This window comes from Antarcticibacterium arcticum (assembly GCF_007993795.1).
GTDB lineage: Bacteria > Bacteroidota > Bacteroidia > Flavobacteriales > Flavobacteriaceae > Gillisia > Gillisia arctica.
The window spans coordinates 950,849-967,171 of sequence record NZ_CP042476.1; the positions used below are offsets into that span (position 1 = coordinate 950,849).

Here is a 16,323-nt window from a genome sequence, read left to right on the forward strand (position 1 = left end):
AGTTATAAAATAATATAATACAGTGAATTTATTTTATCCAGAGCTTTTAAATATTTATACCAGGGCCTCTCTTAAAATGCTTACAGGATGTTTAGCGGTCCTTTGGGTACCGTCATAAATCTGGTGCCTGCAGCTGGTGCCATTTGCAGCAATAATAATTTCCGGCGCAGCTTTTCGCACAGCGGGAAAAAGGCTTTGCTCTCCAATATTCATACTAATGTCATAATGCTCTGCCTCATATCCAAAGGAACCTGCCATCCCGCAACATCCGGAAGATATAATAGTAGGTTTGTAATTTACCGGGAAATTAAGAATATCAAATGTTACAGCAGAATTTGACAGGGCTTTCTGGTGGCAGTGGGTATGTATTTTAAGGATCTTTTCTGCTGAAGTAAAGGAACTCTCTTTAATATTTCCTGCTGAAATTTCCTTTTTTAAAAACTCCTCTACCAACATAGAATTTTTTGAAAGATTTTCAGCCGCTTCAGGGTCATTGGCAAGTCGTAAATACTCATCCCTAAAACTTAATATGGCTGAAGGTTCAATTCCCAGCAAGGGAGTGGTGGCCGAGATCTTATCGCTGAATAGCCGAACGTTCTTATTTGCAAGTTCCTTTGCTTCTTCGAGAAAACCTTTGGAAATATGGCTTCTGCCGCTTTCAGCATTCTCAAGGATCTCTACCTGGTAATTTAGTGTGGAAAGTAGCTCCAGGGTGTCCATTCCAATTTCTGCATCCAGGTAATTGGTAAACTCATCATTGAACAAATAAACTGTGGCAATAGGAGATTTTACTTTAAGCCTTTCGCGGTTTTTCTTATAATAAACTGATAGGGAGGTTTTAGATAACTTTGGTAATTCCCTTTGAGGGGCAACTCCCATTACTTTTTTTGCCAGGGAGGAAGTAATACTGTTCTTAAAGAAAAAATTGGCTATCCCGGGCATCCCGGAGCCCATTTTATTCATTCTTCCATTATTGACAAAAGCCCGGTTCCTTAAAGATCTGCCGTTTGTTTTTTGATACTGGTATTGAAATTCGGCTTTTAAAGCTGCCACATCTACATTGGAGGGACATTCGCTCTTGCAACCTTTACAACTTATGCACAGGTCAAAAACCTCCTTTAGCTCTTCATGGTCAAAACGGTTTGGTTTTTCTGAATTGGTCAAAAATTCCCGCAGGGCATTTGCCCTTGCACGGGTTGTATCTTTTTCATTTTTTGTTGCCCGGTAACTGGGACACATCGTACCCCCCGCTTCTACAGATTTTCTGCAATCACCGCTCCCGTTACATTTTTCGGCAAGTCGCAGGATCCCTTCAGAATCATTAAAATTCATTAGGGTGTGGACTTCAGGCTCTTTCCGGTTCGGAACGTACCTAAGGAAGGAATCCATGGGCGGTGCATTTATGATCTTTCCCGGGTTGAATATATTATTTGGGTCGAAGACTTTCTTTACTTCTTTTAAAAGTTCATAGTTTTTGGCCCCAATCATTTGCTCAATGAACTCTGCCCGTAATCTTCCGTCTCCGTGTTCCCCACTCATGGAGCCGTTATACTTTTTTACCAGGCTGGCAACGTCCTCTGTGATACGGCGGAACAAAGCCACATCTTCAGTCTTCTTTAAATTAAGAATGGGTCTTAAATGCAGCTCTCCGGCCCCGGCGTGTGCATAATAGACAGCATCCTGGCCGTGGTCCTTCATAATTTGCGAGAATTCCAGGATATAATTTGCCAGGTCCGGGAGGGCTACTGCCGTATCTTCAATACAGGCAACAGCCTTCCTATCCCCTATCATATTGCCTAAAAGTCCTAATCCGGCTTTTCTAAGCTCCAGGGCAAGGTCTATTTGTTCGTCCATCAATACAGGAAGGGAATAGCTTAAATTGCTTTTTTCAAGCCTGTTTAATAGTTGATGCACCTCGTCATGCAGGATCTCTGTTGAATGGGACCTTAATTCCAGCATTAAAATGGCCTTGGGATCTCCTTCTATAAAGAAGCGGTTTCCCTTATACTTGAGGTTTTGTTTGGTACAATCCAGGATCACTTTATCCATCATCTCACAGGTGTACAATGGGCTTTCCATGGCAGGAACCACTGCCAGCATACAATCTTCGATCGTATTGAAATGTGCCGCTATCATGGCCGAATGCGGGGGAGGAAGAACGTCCAGTTCCAGCGTGATCTCCGTGGTAAAGGCTAAAGTTCCCTCACTGCCGGATAATAACCGGCATAAATTAAAAATTTCTCCATCACCTGTGAAAACTTCCGATTTTATTAATTCATCAATTGCATAACCGGTATTGCGACGGTGAATTTCTTTATTTGGGAATTTATCCCAAATTTCATCTTGCACTTCAGCAGGTGATAAAAGCCGGAATAATTCAGCATATATTTTTCCTTCAGCACCCCCCAGGGTTATTTTATCATGGAATTCTTTGGCAGATAGAGAGGTAAATTCAGCTTCGTACCCATCGCTCAATACGGTTTTTAAGCTAAGTACCTTGTCACGGGTTGTTCCATATTTTATGGAAGTGGTACCGCTGGAATTATTCCCAACCATACCCCCAATCATGCATCTGTTCGATGTAGAGGTGTTTGGCCCGAAGAAAAGACCATGTTCCAGGAGTCTCCGGTTTAAATCATCCCTTATTACGCCGGGTTGAACAATTGCGATCCTTTTATCTTTATCTATTTTAAGGATCTTATTGAAATATCTTGAGGTGTCTACAACAATCCCGCTGCCAACACATTGCCCCGCAAGCGAGGTGCCGGCGGTCCTGGGAATAAGGCCAATCCCCTTGGAGGTCGCAAACTTAATAAGTTCCTTCAGGTCGTTTATAGATCTGGGGAAACACACAGCTAAAGGTAGCTCCCTGTAAACGGAAGCATCTGTTGCATAAATACTTTTATAAAGGTTGTCATCAACAAGTTCGCCCTCAAGGACTTCTGCCAATTTTTTAAGATCTGATTGCATCATAGCGCTAAAATAACAAATATTCCGGGTACCCGCTTAACAGATTTTTTAGTGATTATTAACAATACATTGGCTTACGGGGAAATGATCATATAATTTTAACATTTATATTTGCGGTTCAAATTAAAACCGAACAGATATGAAAAAATTATTTTTATTAACTTTTTTTGCAGTAGGATTTGGATTAAGCTCACAAGCTCAAACAATTGCAGATAATGCAATTGGTTTGCGTTTTGGAGGAGGAGATGGTCTGGGTGCAGAGGTTTCTTACCAACGTGCTCTGGGAACCAACAATAACAGGCTGGAATTAGACCTGGGTTGGAGAAACGACAGCAATTTCGATGCTTTTAAACTTGCCGCTCTTTATCAATGGGTATGGAATATTGACGGCGGATTTAACTGGTATGTAGGTGTTGGTGGTGGTGTTGGAAGTGTTGAAGATAAGCGTATTGGTGACCGAAGAGGTAACGATGGTACTTTCTTATTTGCTGCCGGAGATATAGGAATTGAATATAACTTTGATATTCCTTTATTGATCTCTTTAGATTTCCGTCCGGAATTTGGATTTAATGACTATACCGTATTAAATGAGTTTTCTCCGGATATAGCTTTAGGTATAAGATACCAGTTCTAGTTGAACATATATTAATTTAAAAAGGCGCAAAAAATTAAATTTGCGCCTTTTTTATTTCCTCTAATGCCTTTTCATACAATTTCTCATAAACAGGAACAACTTTATGCAGGTCATAGACTTTGGCCTGTTCCCGGGCTCCTTTTTTAAATTTATTCAAAGTTTCCTCATCTTTTAAAATGGCAAGCGCATTTTTTCCCATTTCCTCTACATTTCCTACTTCGCTTAAAAACCCTGAAACTCCGTGAATATTTACCTCAGGAAGCCCTCCGGTATTGGTGGAAATTACCGGAACACTATTCACCATAGCTTCCAGTGCAGCAAGCCCAAAACTCTCTTTTTCTGAAGGAAGGAGGAAAAGATCTGAAAAACACAGGATCTTATCTACTTCGTTACTTTGGCCTACAAAAAGCACCTTATCCTGGATCCCCAGATCAAAAACAAGATTTTCTGCCATTTCTTTGTCCGGCCCTCGCCTATCATAATAAGTTTAGCTTTCTTCTCCCTGCATATTATTTCAAAGATCCTTATAACATCGGCAATACGTTTAACGGGTCTAAAATTGCTTATATGGGAAACTATATACTCATCATCATCAGCCATCAGCGTACGTTGGCAATCGGTGAAATTTTTGAGGTAATTGTCCACCTCAATAAAATTGGGCACCACAAAAATCTCTTTTTTAATATTAAACAGGTTTATGGTGTCTTCTTTAAGGCTTTGAGAAACAGAAGTCACCACATCACTGTGATTTATACTAAAAGTTACTGCAGGTTTATAAAAAGGATGGTTTCCTACCAGGGTGATATCTGTACCATGTAAAGTTGTTACCATAGGAATGTGGATACCTTCTTCGGCAAGCATTTTCTTGGCCATATAACCCGCATAGGCATGAGGTATGGCGTAATGTACATGTAAAAGTTCAATGCCATATAGTTTTACCATATTAACAAGTTTACTGCTAAGAGCAAGCTCATATGGCTGAAAATGAAAAAGCGGATAATCTGGTACGTTTACCTCGTGAAAATGAATGTTCCGGTTAAGTTGCTCAAGTCTCACGGGTTGGCTATAGGTAATAAAGTGGATCTCATGGCCCCTTTTAGAAAGTTCCATTCCCAACTCTGTGGCAACTACCCCGCTACCACCAAACGTGGGATAGCAAACAATGGCTATTTTCATTAAATAAATTTATTAATTAAGTAAATCCCCGGTTTATTAAAACTCAATGGAATCGTAGATCACCTGCTGTATCTTTTCCCTTAAATCACTTTGGATAAGTTTCCTGTTATCTACATCGGGAAAGGTCCTGTTTGATAAAAATACATAAACAATCTCTTCCTCAGGATCTGCCCAAGCCAAAGTTCCGGTAAAACCGGTATGTCCAAAACTTGATAGCGAAACACATCCACAGGTAGGCCCGCTTTTTCCCAATTGAGGTTTGTCGAAACCAACTCCTCTCCTTACATTTTCATCACAATAATAACAGGTATTGAATTTCTCCAGGGTTTCGGGTTCCAGGAAGCGTTTTCCCCCATAGGTTCCCCCATTGAGATATAATTGCATTATTTTGGTTACATCATTGGCATTGCTAAAAAGCCCGGCATGTCCTCCAATTCCTCCCTGCATAGCTGCTCCCTGATCGTGCACATAGCCCTGCACCAGTTGTCTTCTCCAGAGTTTATCCTCTTCTGTAGGCACGATCTGGTCAATATTAAAATGTTTTATTGGAACAAATGAGGTTAAGTTTGCGCCCATGGGCTTGTAAAACCCCTGTTGGGTAAGATAATCCAGGGAGGAGTTATGATAATCTTCCAGATAATATTTCATAATATAAAAAGGAAGGTCACTATACTTGTAACCCAGGTTTTTTTCCAGATCACTGTTTTTTATGATCCCCATTATGGAATCCCTGATATCATTTCGTATAAACATATTTTCGGCCACCGGGATATCGAAATTTTCCATAGGTTGTTCTCGGTAATATCTCACCGATGGGCGCTTTGTTGCCCTGTCTATAGTGGGAACATAAAAAGGGAGCCAGGCTTTTAATCTTGCATAATGAAGCAGCATATCCTGCAAGCGGATATTTTCCTTATTTGATCCTTTGAAATAAGGCATGAGATCACCTAAACGGGAATTAAAGTCCAGAATATTCTTTTCTTCAAGTTGCATTATAAGAGGCAGGCTGGCGAGTATTTTGGTTAATGATGCCAGATCGTAAATAGAAGAATCTGTAACCGGGATCCTTTTGTCGTAGGTGTGGTATCCGGCATTACGTTGATAGATGACCTTCCCTTTTCTGGCAACCATTACCTGCATGCCGGGAGTCATTTTTGAAGATAAGCCAACATTTATCAGGGAGTCTATCTTTTTTAATTTCCGGGAATTCATCCCAACAGATTCCGGAAGACCATAAGACAATCTGTCCAGAGACCTTGTGAAAAATCCGGTGCCCACAGGAAATTCATCTCCCACGCTTACCGGAAGTTTCCCTCTGGCTTCCAACGCGCCAAAAAGGATTTGCGCAGTTTTTTCCTGGGCGATGTCACTGTTTTGATATCCAATCAAAATCCCTTCTATAGAACTGGAAGAAAGATCATTTAATGCATAAGGCCTGGTAAAAACATTCAGGATACTTACATTCTGCCTGGAGATCTCGTGGATCCACGTTAAATTCTCTTTACTGAATTTATAACCTACCCAGGGAGAATTATTGGATTTATGAAAACCCATAATTACAAGATTGTATGCTTTTAATTTCTCCAGCATATTATTAAGGTTGCCGGCTTTCACGTGGTCTACCTTTGTATACTTTCGAAGTTGCTTTAAGAAAGCGTCCCCGTTATCATCGCCAAAATGAACATAAGCTATCTTTTTAATTTCCAGATCTTTAAGCGGAAGTACGCCCATATCATTCTTAACCAGGGTGATGGCATTTTCTATGAGTTCCTCATAAAGAACATCATCTTTGATGGTATTGAGGTCCTTAATTAAATTGGAGGTATTTACCGGTTCGTACTTATGCAGCCCGGCTTTATACTTTGCCCTCAAAATTTTTTTTACCGAATGGGCAAGACGCTCCTCGCTAATTACTCCCTGTTCATAGGCTTCTGCAATTTTAAGACTGGCTTTGGGTATATTTTCTGAAATAAGCAAGACATCATTACCGGTCAGAAAAGCCGCCAGATCTATGTCGCCGGGATTTTTGTAATTACTGGCACCTTTCATATTAAGCGCATCTGTAAATATTAACCCTTTAAACCGCAGCTCACCTTTTAACAGATCTGATACTATGGTGCGGGATAAGGAAGATGGAAGATTGGGTTGCACCTCCAGCCCGGGAACATTCAGGTGAGCAACCATTATACTGCTCACCCCTTCATTTATCAATTTGTAATATGGATAAAGTTCTACACTATCAAGGCGGGACTTGGAAAATGATACTGTTGGCAGGGTTTTGTGAGAATCTGAATTTGTATCACCATGACCGGGAAAATGTTTGGCGCTAGATAAAATATTTTCCCTGTGCATTCCCTTCATAAATGCAATTGCCTTTTCTGTTACGTTTATTTTTTCCTCTCCAAAAGAACGGTTCCCGATTATTGGATTATCTGGATTTGTGTTAATATCTATAACGGGTGCAAAATTTATATGAACACCTAACCTGTTGGAATGTCGCGAAATAGATGCACCGGCTTCTTCAATTAATTTAAGGCTTTGAACTGCACCCAGGGTCATATTCCATGGCAGGGCAAAGGTGGAATCCAGCCTCATTGCCAGCCCCCATTCTGCATCCATGCCTATTAGCAAAGGTACCCTGGAGAGTTCCTGATATTCATTATGTAGTTTTGCTTGTTGCCGTGGGCCTCCTTTTGAAAATATAACCCCGCCAATATGTTGGTCGCTAATAAGTTTCTTGATCTTATTGGTCTCGGCACGGGAACGATTGGAAAAAATGTCAACCATAAATAGCTGGCCTATCCGTTCCTGTAAACTCATATTGCTGTAAATACTATCTACCCATTGGCGTTGCTGTTCATAATCGGCCGTAGCAAGAGGGTCCTGCTGCTGGGCAAGAAGAACCGGAGCAGAGAAGAAAAATAATACTATAGAAAAAAATTGGAACAGAGGGTTTTGCATGCCATTATTTTAAAAAACGGTTGTGCCAGCTTTCAGATGCCGGAACTTCCCATTCATTCATATATTCGGCTTTGGTGTTTACCAGATTATTAAAAACAATGGTATTAGGGGAAACAGCTTTTTCTTTTGCCATTTTTCTAAAATCTACCAGGTTTTTATAGGCAACATGTTCTCCCTGCTTGTAACTCACATTCATTTTATCCAGCAGGTCTACGTTATAATCTTTTTCCAGTTGCTGAATAAAATTCACCGAAGCATCTATAGAGCAACCGGTAGCGGCATTAAAAGCCTGGTCCAGCGCAATTATTATAAATCGCTTGTACCTAATTTCAAATGAAGCATTTAAATTGGCGCCGTGAGCAACCCAGGAAGCTATGAATTCTTCCAGTTTTTTAGTAATTTCCTGAAGTTCAGTGTCTGAAAATGAGCGATTGGCCTGATAGATCCATACGCGGGAAGTATCAGGAAGTTCATTGAAGGGTATCAACATTTTATTTGAGGTTATATTTTTACAAAGCTACTTTAATAACGGGATAGCTTCAAATATAGTACCAGTAAAATATGAAGAATTAAAACGCAGTAATGTTAATAAATAAAAAGAATTTTAGAGATCCTGGGCGTTTGCGATCATCTCGGCGACATCCATTACCTCGATGTTTTGTTCCTGATTTTTACTTTTAACCCCATCTGTCATCATAGTGTTACAAAAAGGACAACCTGCGGCTATAATATCGGGTTTTACTTCCATTGCCTGCTCTGTACGTTCAATGTTCACGTCTTTATTACCAGGTTCCGGCTCCTTGAACATTTGGCCTCCTCCTGCACCGCAGCAAAGCCCATTCTTTTTGCACTTTTTCATTTCTACCAGTTCCACTTCCAGTTTGCGAAGCAGGTCGCGTGGAGCTTCATAGACATTATTCGCCCGGCCAAGATAACACGGGTCGTGAAAGGTGATTCTTTTTCCTTTGAATTTTCCTCCTTCAACCTTTAATCTGCCTTCATCTAAAAGGGCTTTTAAAAAAGTGGTGTGATGCATTACTTCGTAATTTCCACCAAGAGCGGGATATTCATTTTTAAGGGTATTAAAGCAATGCGGGCAAGCAGTTACTACCTTTTTAATTTCGTAACCGTTTAGAACTTCAATATTTGTTACAGCCTGCATTTGGAAAAGAAATTCATTCCCGGCCCTTTTTGCGGGATCACCTGTGCAACTTTCCTCTGTACCCAGAACCGCAAAATCTACTTTTGCATTATGCAGGAGTTTTACAAAGGCCTTGGTTACTTTTTTGGCCCGGTCATCAAAACTTCCCATACAACCCACCCAAAATAACACTTCAGGTTTTTTGCCTTCTGCCATATATTCTGCCATTGTAGGTACTTTTATTGCTTCTGCCATTATATGAATGCTTTAAATGCTTTAATATTTATAATCTCCGAGGATCTATTTTTCATCTACCCAATTCAAACGGTCCATTTGATTGTACGGCCAGGGCGCGCCGTTATTTTCAATATTTGTCATGGCCACCGCCAGTTCATTGGGAGCTGCACTCTGTTCCATTACCAGATAGCGCCTCATATCCAGGATAATTGATAATGGATCAATTCCTATAGGACAAGCTTCTACACAGGCATTACAGGTAGTACAAGCCCACAGCTCTTCTCTTAAAATATAATCGTCAAGAAGCTGCTTGCCGTCATCTTCAAATTTTCCGGTCTTATTTATGGCTTCCCCAACTTCTTCCAGCCTGTCCCGGGTATCCATCATTATCTTCCGCGGGGATAGTTTTTTTCCGGTTTGATTGGCGGGGCATTCTGCAGTACATCTTCCACATTCAGTACAGGTATAGGCATTTAGCAGTTGTACCTGATTTAGGTCCATAACATCTGATGCTCCAAATTTTTCAGGCACTGTGCCTTCTCCTTCCGCAGGCATAGCATAGGGATCTGCCGCGGGGTCCATCATTAATTTTACTTCATTGGTAACAGCCTCCAGGTTATCAAATTTTCCCTGCGGGGTAAGTTTGGAGAAATATACATTTGGAAATGCAAGAAGTATGTGAAGGTGTTTTGAATAATACAGGTAATTTAAAAAGAAAAGGATCCCGAGGATATGTAACCACCAGGCTGTTCTTTCAATTATTATAAGCGTTGAATTGCTTAAGCCGTCTATTAAAGGTAGCAGGTACTGGCTTACTGGGAAAGATCCAATGATACCACCTGCCCTGGAATAATAATCGTCCCCATTTAATTGAAGCTGAAGATCTGCCGCATTCATGATAAGGAACAAAGACATCAACACCATTTCAAAATAAAGGATGTAGTTGGCGTCATTCTTAGGCCATCCTTTTAGTTCCCGGCCAAGGAAACGGTATATATTGGAAATGTTTCTACGGGTCCAGAATATAATTACCCCCAGGAGTACCAGTAAAGCAAGAATTTCAAAGGCGCCAATTAAAAAATTATAGGTGCCGCCGGCAAAGGCCAGAACCCGGTGGGTTCCAAATATTCCATCAATAATTATTTCAAGAACTTCAATATTTATGATAATGAACCCCAGATAAACTATTATATGAAGAAAACCCGAGAAGGGCTTTTTTACCATTTTTGATTGCCCGAAAGCAACCCTTGCCATCTTGGCAAAGCGTTCCCCGGCATTATCTGTGCGGTCAATTTTTTTTCCAAGCCTGATGTTTCGGATTATCCTGCGAATGTTTCGGGTAAAAAGTGCGATACCCGCCACCAGGGCGATAACAAAAACAATTTGAGCAATAAGCTGCATAGTTGACTATTTTAAGGAATCTCTTGGAGGTTGATATGGTCCCGGGCTTTTTCCGAATACTGAAAAGTGAACATATCGTTTAGGATTCAATTTAATGTCTTGTAGCAGTTGTTCCATTTGTTTGGTGGCACGGTCCAGGTTATCATAAACCCCATTGTCATTCAGCAATTTACCCGCCGTTCCCTCGCCCGAAGAAAGCTTGTTTGAAACTTTTTCAAAATCGGCAATTACCTTTTCAATATCTGCAGTAATCGCGCTAATATTCATTTGCGCAAGGGTATCTGAGAATTTATTGAAATTGGCCGAGGTTTCTTCAAGATTGGTAAAAGTGCGGTCAAATTTTTGAGCATTGCCTCCCACAACTCCATTCAGGCTTTGCGAAGTTTCTTTTAGCGATCTCACTGTTTCAGCAAGATCCTCAAAGGTGGCTGCAATATTATTTCTGGTTTCGGGATTTAAAACTTCGTTAAAGCCGGTAAGCAGGGAATCTGCGCTCACAATAGCCCTTTCAACCTTTATTTGTAAAGGAGTAAGACGCTCATTTACAAGTTCCATAATACCTTCTTCAATATCACTGGGAAGGGTGTCACCAGATTTGGCATTTAAATTAAGTTCATATTCAGGAACAATTCCAAGAGATTTTCCTCCTATTATTCCTCCTCCATATATTTGTGCAAGACTATTTTTGGAAAACTCAAAATCTGAATCTACTGTAAAAGTAACTACCAATAATCCTGTTTTGTCAAGAAAATCAATTTTGGTTACCTGTCCCACCCTGTGGCCGTTAATTGTTACCGGAGAGGAGGTTGAAAGTCCTTCAACATCTGCATAGATCGCATGGAAGGTGCGGCTTGAGTCTAAGAGATTTTGTCCTTTAAGAAAATAATATCCAAAAATTAGTATTAAAATGGCAACCACGGCCAAAATACCGGTTTTAATCTCTTTAGTGTATTCCAAAAGCTTTTATTTTAGTACAGTTACAAATTTAGAAATAAATATAGGAATGTAGCCCTATTTACTCTGGGTTTTTAACGCCTCATTAACTGTAATCTTGGCGCCGTTCTTAAACGCAACAATATAACTGGTAGGATATCCTTTGCTTTTGGCCTGTTGGTGCATTTTCTGGATCTGGGAATAACTGGAGGTAGCCCCGTAATAATATTTGAAAAGTTTATCTTCTTTTTCCCTGAAAACCGGCGTTAATCCCTTAAAATTTGAGGCTTTGGGATCGATCTTTTTAGAACTGGCGGCCAGTTGGATCTTGAAGGTGATGCCTTCATAGAATTCAGGTTCTTCTATAACTGGAATGGTCTCCACGGGAAGATTCTCTGTAAGATTATCCAGAGTTGCCATATTGATACTGTGACTATAATCCAGAATAGCCTTTGTTATTGCAGTGGCCATATTACTTTGGCCGGTGCTGCTGTTAAGGTAATTCCCCTCGCTTGAATTGGTTAAAAACCCTGTTTCTATAAGTACGCTGGGCATATAGGTTTGGTGAAGCACTAAAAACCCTGCTTGTTTTACACCGCGGTTTTTTCTATTAAGGTCATTGGTGAATTTCTTCTGAACAAAATCGGCAAGAAGGATGCTCTGGTCCAGATATTCTTCCTGCATGATCATCATCCCAATATAAGATTCAGGTGAATTAGGATCAAAACCTCCATAGGTGATCTCATAATCCTCCTCCAGAAAGATCACCGAGTTTTCTCTTTTTGCAACTTCAAAGTTGGAATTGTTGCGATGTAATCCCAGTACAAAGGTTTCGGTACCATCTGCCTGTGAATTATGGGCATTACAGTGAACCGAGATGAAAAGGTCGGCTTTGGCATCATTTGCTATTTTAGCCCTTTTGTCTAAAGGAATAAATACATCCTTGTCCCGCGTATACACGACTTCAAAATTCGGATTTTTCTCTAATTCCTTTCCAATCTTAAGAACAATATTAAGGGCAATATCCTTTTCAAAAAATCCTCCTCCCCTGTTTCCGGGGTCATGGCCACCATGGCCGGCATCCAGTACAACTTTAAATTTTGATTTTCCGGGATTATTTTGGGCCGGAGTTGAGGCAGTTAATATAAATCCTGTAAAAATTAATACGAAAAGTTTTAGTAAGTTCGTTTTCATAAACATTTAACGGTACGGTTAGGGCAATTATTTTATTGATTTATTTTTTCATTCCCAAAAGGAAGCTTAAAAAATAAATGTAATTTTGGTTATTCAAAAAGCAGGCCATTCTTTACAAAAATAGCACTTAAAGCATTGCGAACAAACTCACTTTATATTCTTTTTTCTGTTGTTTTTGTCTTCCTTATACCCGGTGATTTTTGGGCTCAGGAAATAAAAACAGGAAACGAGGTTCGCATAGAGGCTCAACGGGATTCTGTAATTATAGTAAGTGATTCTCTCACCCCAAGGTCCCAGGTCGTGGTGCAGGACACCGTTAAAAGAGATACGGTGCAACGGCCCAGGTTACTAACAGATGTGGTTAAATATAAGGCGGCAGATTATATGCGCCTAAGCCCAAAAGAAAACAGGATGTACCTGTTTGATGAGGCCCAGATCACTTATGAGGATATGGTAATTACCGCAGGTCTTATTATTGTAGACAATGAAAAAAATGAAGTTTATGCCTACGGGATACCGGATTCTACAGGAGCATATTCCCAAAGACCAATTTTTACTCAGGGGCAAAATACAGTTGAACCCGATTCTATAAGATTCAATTTTACCTCACAAAAGGCCCTTGTTTATAATTCCCGCACTACAGAAGGGGCTTTCAAAGTACGGGGTGAGATTACAAAACGGGAAAATGATTCTGTCTATTTTATGCAGAATGTGCGTTTTACCACTTCTGAAAATGAGGAAGACCCTGATTATTTCTTCTATGCCCGCAAGATCAAATTTGTTCCTAAGAAGAAAATAGTTACAGGTTTGGTGAATATGTACATTGCCGATGTTCCAACCCCACTGGGATTACCCTTTGGGTATTTCCCGCTTACTGAAGAAGAAACCTCGGGATTTATTCTACCCTCCTTTGGTCAAAGCAACAACCAGGGATACTTTTTACAAAACGGGGGATATTATTTTGCCATAAGTGATTATGTAGATCTTCTTGTCCTGGGAGATTATTATACCAATGGGAGTTATGGTTTACGTACCCAATCCAGTTACGCAAAACGCTATAAATTCCGGGGAAATGTGAACCTGAGGTATGAAAATCTGCTGCAGAGCGAACGGGGTTTTCCGGATTTTTCAGAGACCTCCAGTTATAACCTGCAATGGACACATTCACAGGATGCAAAAGCAAACCCCTCCTCGCAGTTTTCAGCTTCCGTTAATTTAGGGAGCAGTAATTATTTCAGGGAATCTATAAACCAAACTAACACGGCAAATTATTTGAACAACACCATGAGTTCAAATGTTTCATATTCCAAAACATTTGCCGGCGAACCCCAGATAAATTATACCATTTCTGCCAGGCACCAGCAAAATACCAATACCCAGGAAATAGAGATGACCCTACCCACGGTGCAGGCCAGTATGGGAAGGATATATCCCCTGGCCCCAAAAATGGGAACCAAAAAAGGGCTTATTCAGAATATAAACTTACAATACAGTGTAAGGGGAGAAAACAGGATAAGGACTTTTGATTCCCTGTTTTTTAAACCGCAAATGTTCAAAGATGCCAATTTTGGCGCGCAGCATACAATCCCAATTTCTACCAATTTTAAAGTATTTAAACATTTTAGTGTAAGCGCCAATGCCAATTATATTGAAAGCTGGGTCTTCAAAACTTTTGAAAGGGAATTTGATCCCGCACTTCGTCGAATTGTTATAGTAGATACCATTAGCGGTTTTGATTCCTTCAGGAGCTACAATTTCAGCACCGGTATAGGAACCACAATCTATGGCCTTGTAAATTTTGGTGCCGATAAAAAATACCAGGCCCTGCGGCATGTAATGCGGCCTTCTATAAGTTATAATATCAATCCTGCCTTTGACCAGTATTATGATGAATTCGAGATCATAAATGAGCAGGACCCCTCTTTAAACCGAATTGAGACCTTTTCACGGTTTCAGGGTTCATTGTATGCACCACCCGGCCAGAATTTCTCCAGTTCCATAGGTTTAAACCTGAGCAACAACCTTGAAGCTAAGGTGAGAGACCGTGACAGCACTGCAACAGAACCAAAGAAAATTACCCTTTTAAGCAATTTTAATCTTAGCACGGCCTATAATCTGGCCGGAGATTCCCTAAGACTGGCGCCCATAAATGTAAGGGGAACAGTCCCTATTATTCAAAATAAACTTGATGTGAATGTTGCCGCAAACCTTGATATGTATGCTTTGGACAACAATAACCGCCGTATAGATAAGCTCAACATAAATAATGGAGGAAGTCTCTTCAGGTTTACTATGGCCAATGTGAGCTTTGGATACAACTTCTCCAGCACAGATTTTGCCGGAGGTGAAGAAAATAAGGATAAATTGGATAATGAGACCTTCCGCAGTGGTGGGCGGCCCGATGATCTCTTTGGAAAGGGAACCGATATTGATGGAAGGTTTACAGACGAGGAAGATGTTTTTGAAGGAAAAGAGGAGCGAAATGACCAGTGGTATAATTATAAGATCCCCTGGAATTTAAGAATTGCCTATACTATGACCTACAATAATATGGCCCGCCAAAATGAGATCTCCTCCCATTCCATAATGTTTTCAGGAGATATAGAACTTGCCCCTAAATGGGTGGTTGGTGGCTCCTCCGGTTTTGATATTAAAGAAGGCGGATTCACCTACACCCAGTTGCGTTTTCAAAGAGACCTTGACAGCTGGAGAATGAGCTTTAACTGGATTCCGTTTAGCGACCGTAGCTCCTGGAATTTCTTTATTGGAATTAAATCCAGTGTGCTTAGTGATATTAAATATGACAAACGCCGTGAACCGGATAGAAGACTATAATAAAGGGCAATTACCTCTTAAAGACCTAAAAAAATCTTTTTGGTTTTGTATATTTCCTACGCCGAAATAAATATGATTGTTTAAGAATATTAAAACAACAGCAGTATGAAAAAGATCATAAAAACTTCCAAAGCACCCAATCCTATCGGGCCCTACAATCAGGCAGTACTTACAGGGAATATGCTTTATACCTCCGGGCAAATTGCTATTAATCCTGCAACAAATGAGTTGGAAATTGAAAACCTGGAGGATGAAACTACCCTGGTGATGGAAAACCTGAAAGCCATTCTTACTGAAGCGGGAATGACTTTTGAAAATGTGGTCAAAACCTCCATATTCATAAGTGATATGAATAATTTTGCCCGTATCAACGCAATTTACGGGAAGTATTTTGATCCTGAAACCGCCCCGGCACGCGAGACTGTTGAAGTGGCAAATTTGCCCAAATTCGTGAATGTTGAAATTAGCGCAATTGGCGTTAAATAGCCTTCATCAATAATTTTGCAGTAGAAGGGTTCGTGGCCAACGGAATGTCATGCACGTCACATAATCTCATAAGCATAAAGATATCCGGTTCGTGTGGATGCTTATCCATGGGGTCCCGAAAGAAAATGATCATATCTACCTTACCTTCTGCAAGACGGCAGGCAATTTGCGCATCCCCACCCAGTGGGCCGGAGAGTAATTTTTCCACTTCAAAACCTGCGGCTTCGGTTTTTTGACCCGTGGTTCCTGTAGCTATTAATTTAATATCCTTAGCCTCAAGGATGGACCGGTTCTCATTTAAGAACTGCACCATCTCAGCCTTTTTCCCATTATGGGCAATTATTGCTATTGTCAT

Annotated in this window: 11 protein-coding genes and 1 pseudogene; 3 read left to right on the forward strand and 9 right to left on the reverse strand. The window is 40.4% G+C overall.

From position 1 onward, the window contains the following. Positions 1-54 precede the first annotated feature (54 nt). Positions 55-2,970, reverse strand: coding sequence for an FAD-binding and (Fe-S)-binding domain-containing protein (locus tag FK178_RS04200; protein WP_146837460.1), 2,916 nt, complete (start codon positions 2,968-2,970; stop codon positions 55-57). Positions 2,971-3,109: 139 nt separating this feature from the next. On the opposite strand from FK178_RS04200, the gene FK178_RS04205 reads away from it, so the two are divergent. Beyond that, positions 3,110-3,604 (forward strand): hypothetical protein, encoded by a 495-nt coding sequence (locus FK178_RS04205; RefSeq protein ID WP_146831303.1) that lies wholly within the window; start codon positions 3,110-3,112, stop codon positions 3,602-3,604. A 34-nt stretch (positions 3,605-3,638) separates the two neighbouring features. Here the strand turns inward: FK178_RS04205 and bshA are convergent. The 7 genes and pseudogenes from bshA to FK178_RS04240 form a co-directional block, all read right to left on the reverse strand. Further along, a pseudogene (gene bshA / locus FK178_RS04210) lies at positions 3,639-4,780 on the reverse strand (N-acetyl-alpha-D-glucosaminyl L-malate synthase BshA). A gap of 36 nt (positions 4,781-4,816) precedes the next feature. Further along, positions 4,817-7,741 (reverse strand): glycoside hydrolase family 3 N-terminal domain-containing protein, encoded by a 2,925-nt coding sequence (locus FK178_RS04215; RefSeq protein ID WP_146831305.1) that lies wholly within the window; start codon positions 7,739-7,741, stop codon positions 4,817-4,819. Between the two features lie 4 nt (positions 7,742-7,745). Beyond that, positions 7,746-8,231 (reverse strand): ABC transporter ATPase, encoded by a 486-nt coding sequence (locus tag FK178_RS04220; RefSeq protein WP_146831308.1) that lies wholly within the window; start codon positions 8,229-8,231, stop codon positions 7,746-7,748. A gap of 114 nt (positions 8,232-8,345) precedes the next feature. Next, positions 8,346-9,137 (reverse strand): (Fe-S)-binding protein, encoded by a 792-nt coding sequence (locus tag FK178_RS04225; protein WP_146831310.1) that lies wholly within the window; start codon positions 9,135-9,137, stop codon positions 8,346-8,348. Between the two features lie 45 nt (positions 9,138-9,182). Beyond that, positions 9,183-10,520, reverse strand: a complete 1,338-nt coding sequence (locus FK178_RS04230) for a 4Fe-4S dicluster domain-containing protein (RefSeq protein WP_146831312.1) — start codon at positions 10,518-10,520, stop codon at positions 9,183-9,185. Positions 10,521-10,526: 6 nt separating this feature from the next. Continuing rightward, positions 10,527-11,477, reverse strand: coding sequence for an MlaD family protein (locus tag FK178_RS04235; RefSeq protein ID WP_146831314.1), 951 nt, complete (start codon positions 11,475-11,477; stop codon positions 10,527-10,529). A gap of 54 nt (positions 11,478-11,531) precedes the next feature. Beyond that, positions 11,532-12,647 (reverse strand): N-acetylmuramoyl-L-alanine amidase family protein, encoded by a 1,116-nt coding sequence (locus FK178_RS04240; RefSeq protein WP_146831316.1) that lies wholly within the window; start codon positions 12,645-12,647, stop codon positions 11,532-11,534. A 135-nt stretch (positions 12,648-12,782) separates the two neighbouring features. On the opposite strand from FK178_RS04240, the gene FK178_RS04245 reads away from it, so the two are divergent. Both FK178_RS04245 and FK178_RS04250 read left to right on the forward strand, forming a co-directional pair. After that, positions 12,783-15,482, forward strand: a complete 2,700-nt coding sequence (locus FK178_RS04245) for a putative LPS assembly protein LptD (RefSeq protein ID WP_168194556.1) — start codon at positions 12,783-12,785, stop codon at positions 15,480-15,482. A gap of 105 nt (positions 15,483-15,587) precedes the next feature. Next, positions 15,588-15,968, forward strand: coding sequence for a RidA family protein (locus tag FK178_RS04250; RefSeq protein ID WP_146831318.1), 381 nt, complete (start codon positions 15,588-15,590; stop codon positions 15,966-15,968). Here the strand turns inward: FK178_RS04250 and FK178_RS04255 are convergent. Next, positions 15,961-16,323 carry a methylglyoxal synthase gene (locus tag FK178_RS04255; protein WP_146831320.1) on the reverse strand — a complete coding sequence of 121 codons (363 nt, stop codon included), beginning with the start codon at positions 16,321-16,323 and terminating at the stop codon, positions 15,961-15,963. The two genes, FK178_RS04250 and FK178_RS04255, sit on opposite strands and share 8 nt — an antisense overlap.

What these genes read in the sequence shown, in the direction of transcription:
- FK178_RS04200 (WP_146837460.1), bottom strand. Translation starts at nt 2,970, where the DNA reads ATGCAATCAGATCTTAAAAAATTGGCAGAAGTCCTTGAGGGCGAACTT.
- FK178_RS04205 (WP_146831303.1), top strand. Translation starts at nt 3,110, where the DNA reads ATGAAAAAATTATTTTTATTAACTTTTTTTGCAGTAGGATTTGGATTA.
- FK178_RS04215 (WP_146831305.1), bottom strand. Translation starts at nt 7,741, where the DNA reads ATGCAAAACCCTCTGTTCCAATTTTTTTCTATAGTATTATTTTTCTTC.
- FK178_RS04220 (WP_146831308.1), bottom strand. Translation starts at nt 8,231, where the DNA reads ATGTTGATACCCTTCAATGAACTTCCTGATACTTCCCGCGTATGGATC.
- FK178_RS04225 (WP_146831310.1), bottom strand. Translation starts at nt 9,137, where the DNA reads ATGGCAGAAGCAATAAAAGTACCTACAATGGCAGAATATATGGCAGAA.
- FK178_RS04230 (WP_146831312.1), bottom strand. Translation starts at nt 10,520, where the DNA reads ATGCAGCTTATTGCTCAAATTGTTTTTGTTATCGCCCTGGTGGCGGGT.
- FK178_RS04240 (WP_146831316.1), bottom strand. Translation starts at nt 12,647, where the DNA reads ATGAAAACGAACTTACTAAAACTTTTCGTATTAATTTTTACAGGATTT.
- FK178_RS04250 (WP_146831318.1), top strand. Translation starts at nt 15,588, where the DNA reads ATGAAAAAGATCATAAAAACTTCCAAAGCACCCAATCCTATCGGGCCC.
- FK178_RS04255 (WP_146831320.1), bottom strand. Translation starts at nt 16,323, where the DNA reads ATGACAATAGCAATAATTGCCCATAATGGGAAAAAGGCTGAGATGGTG.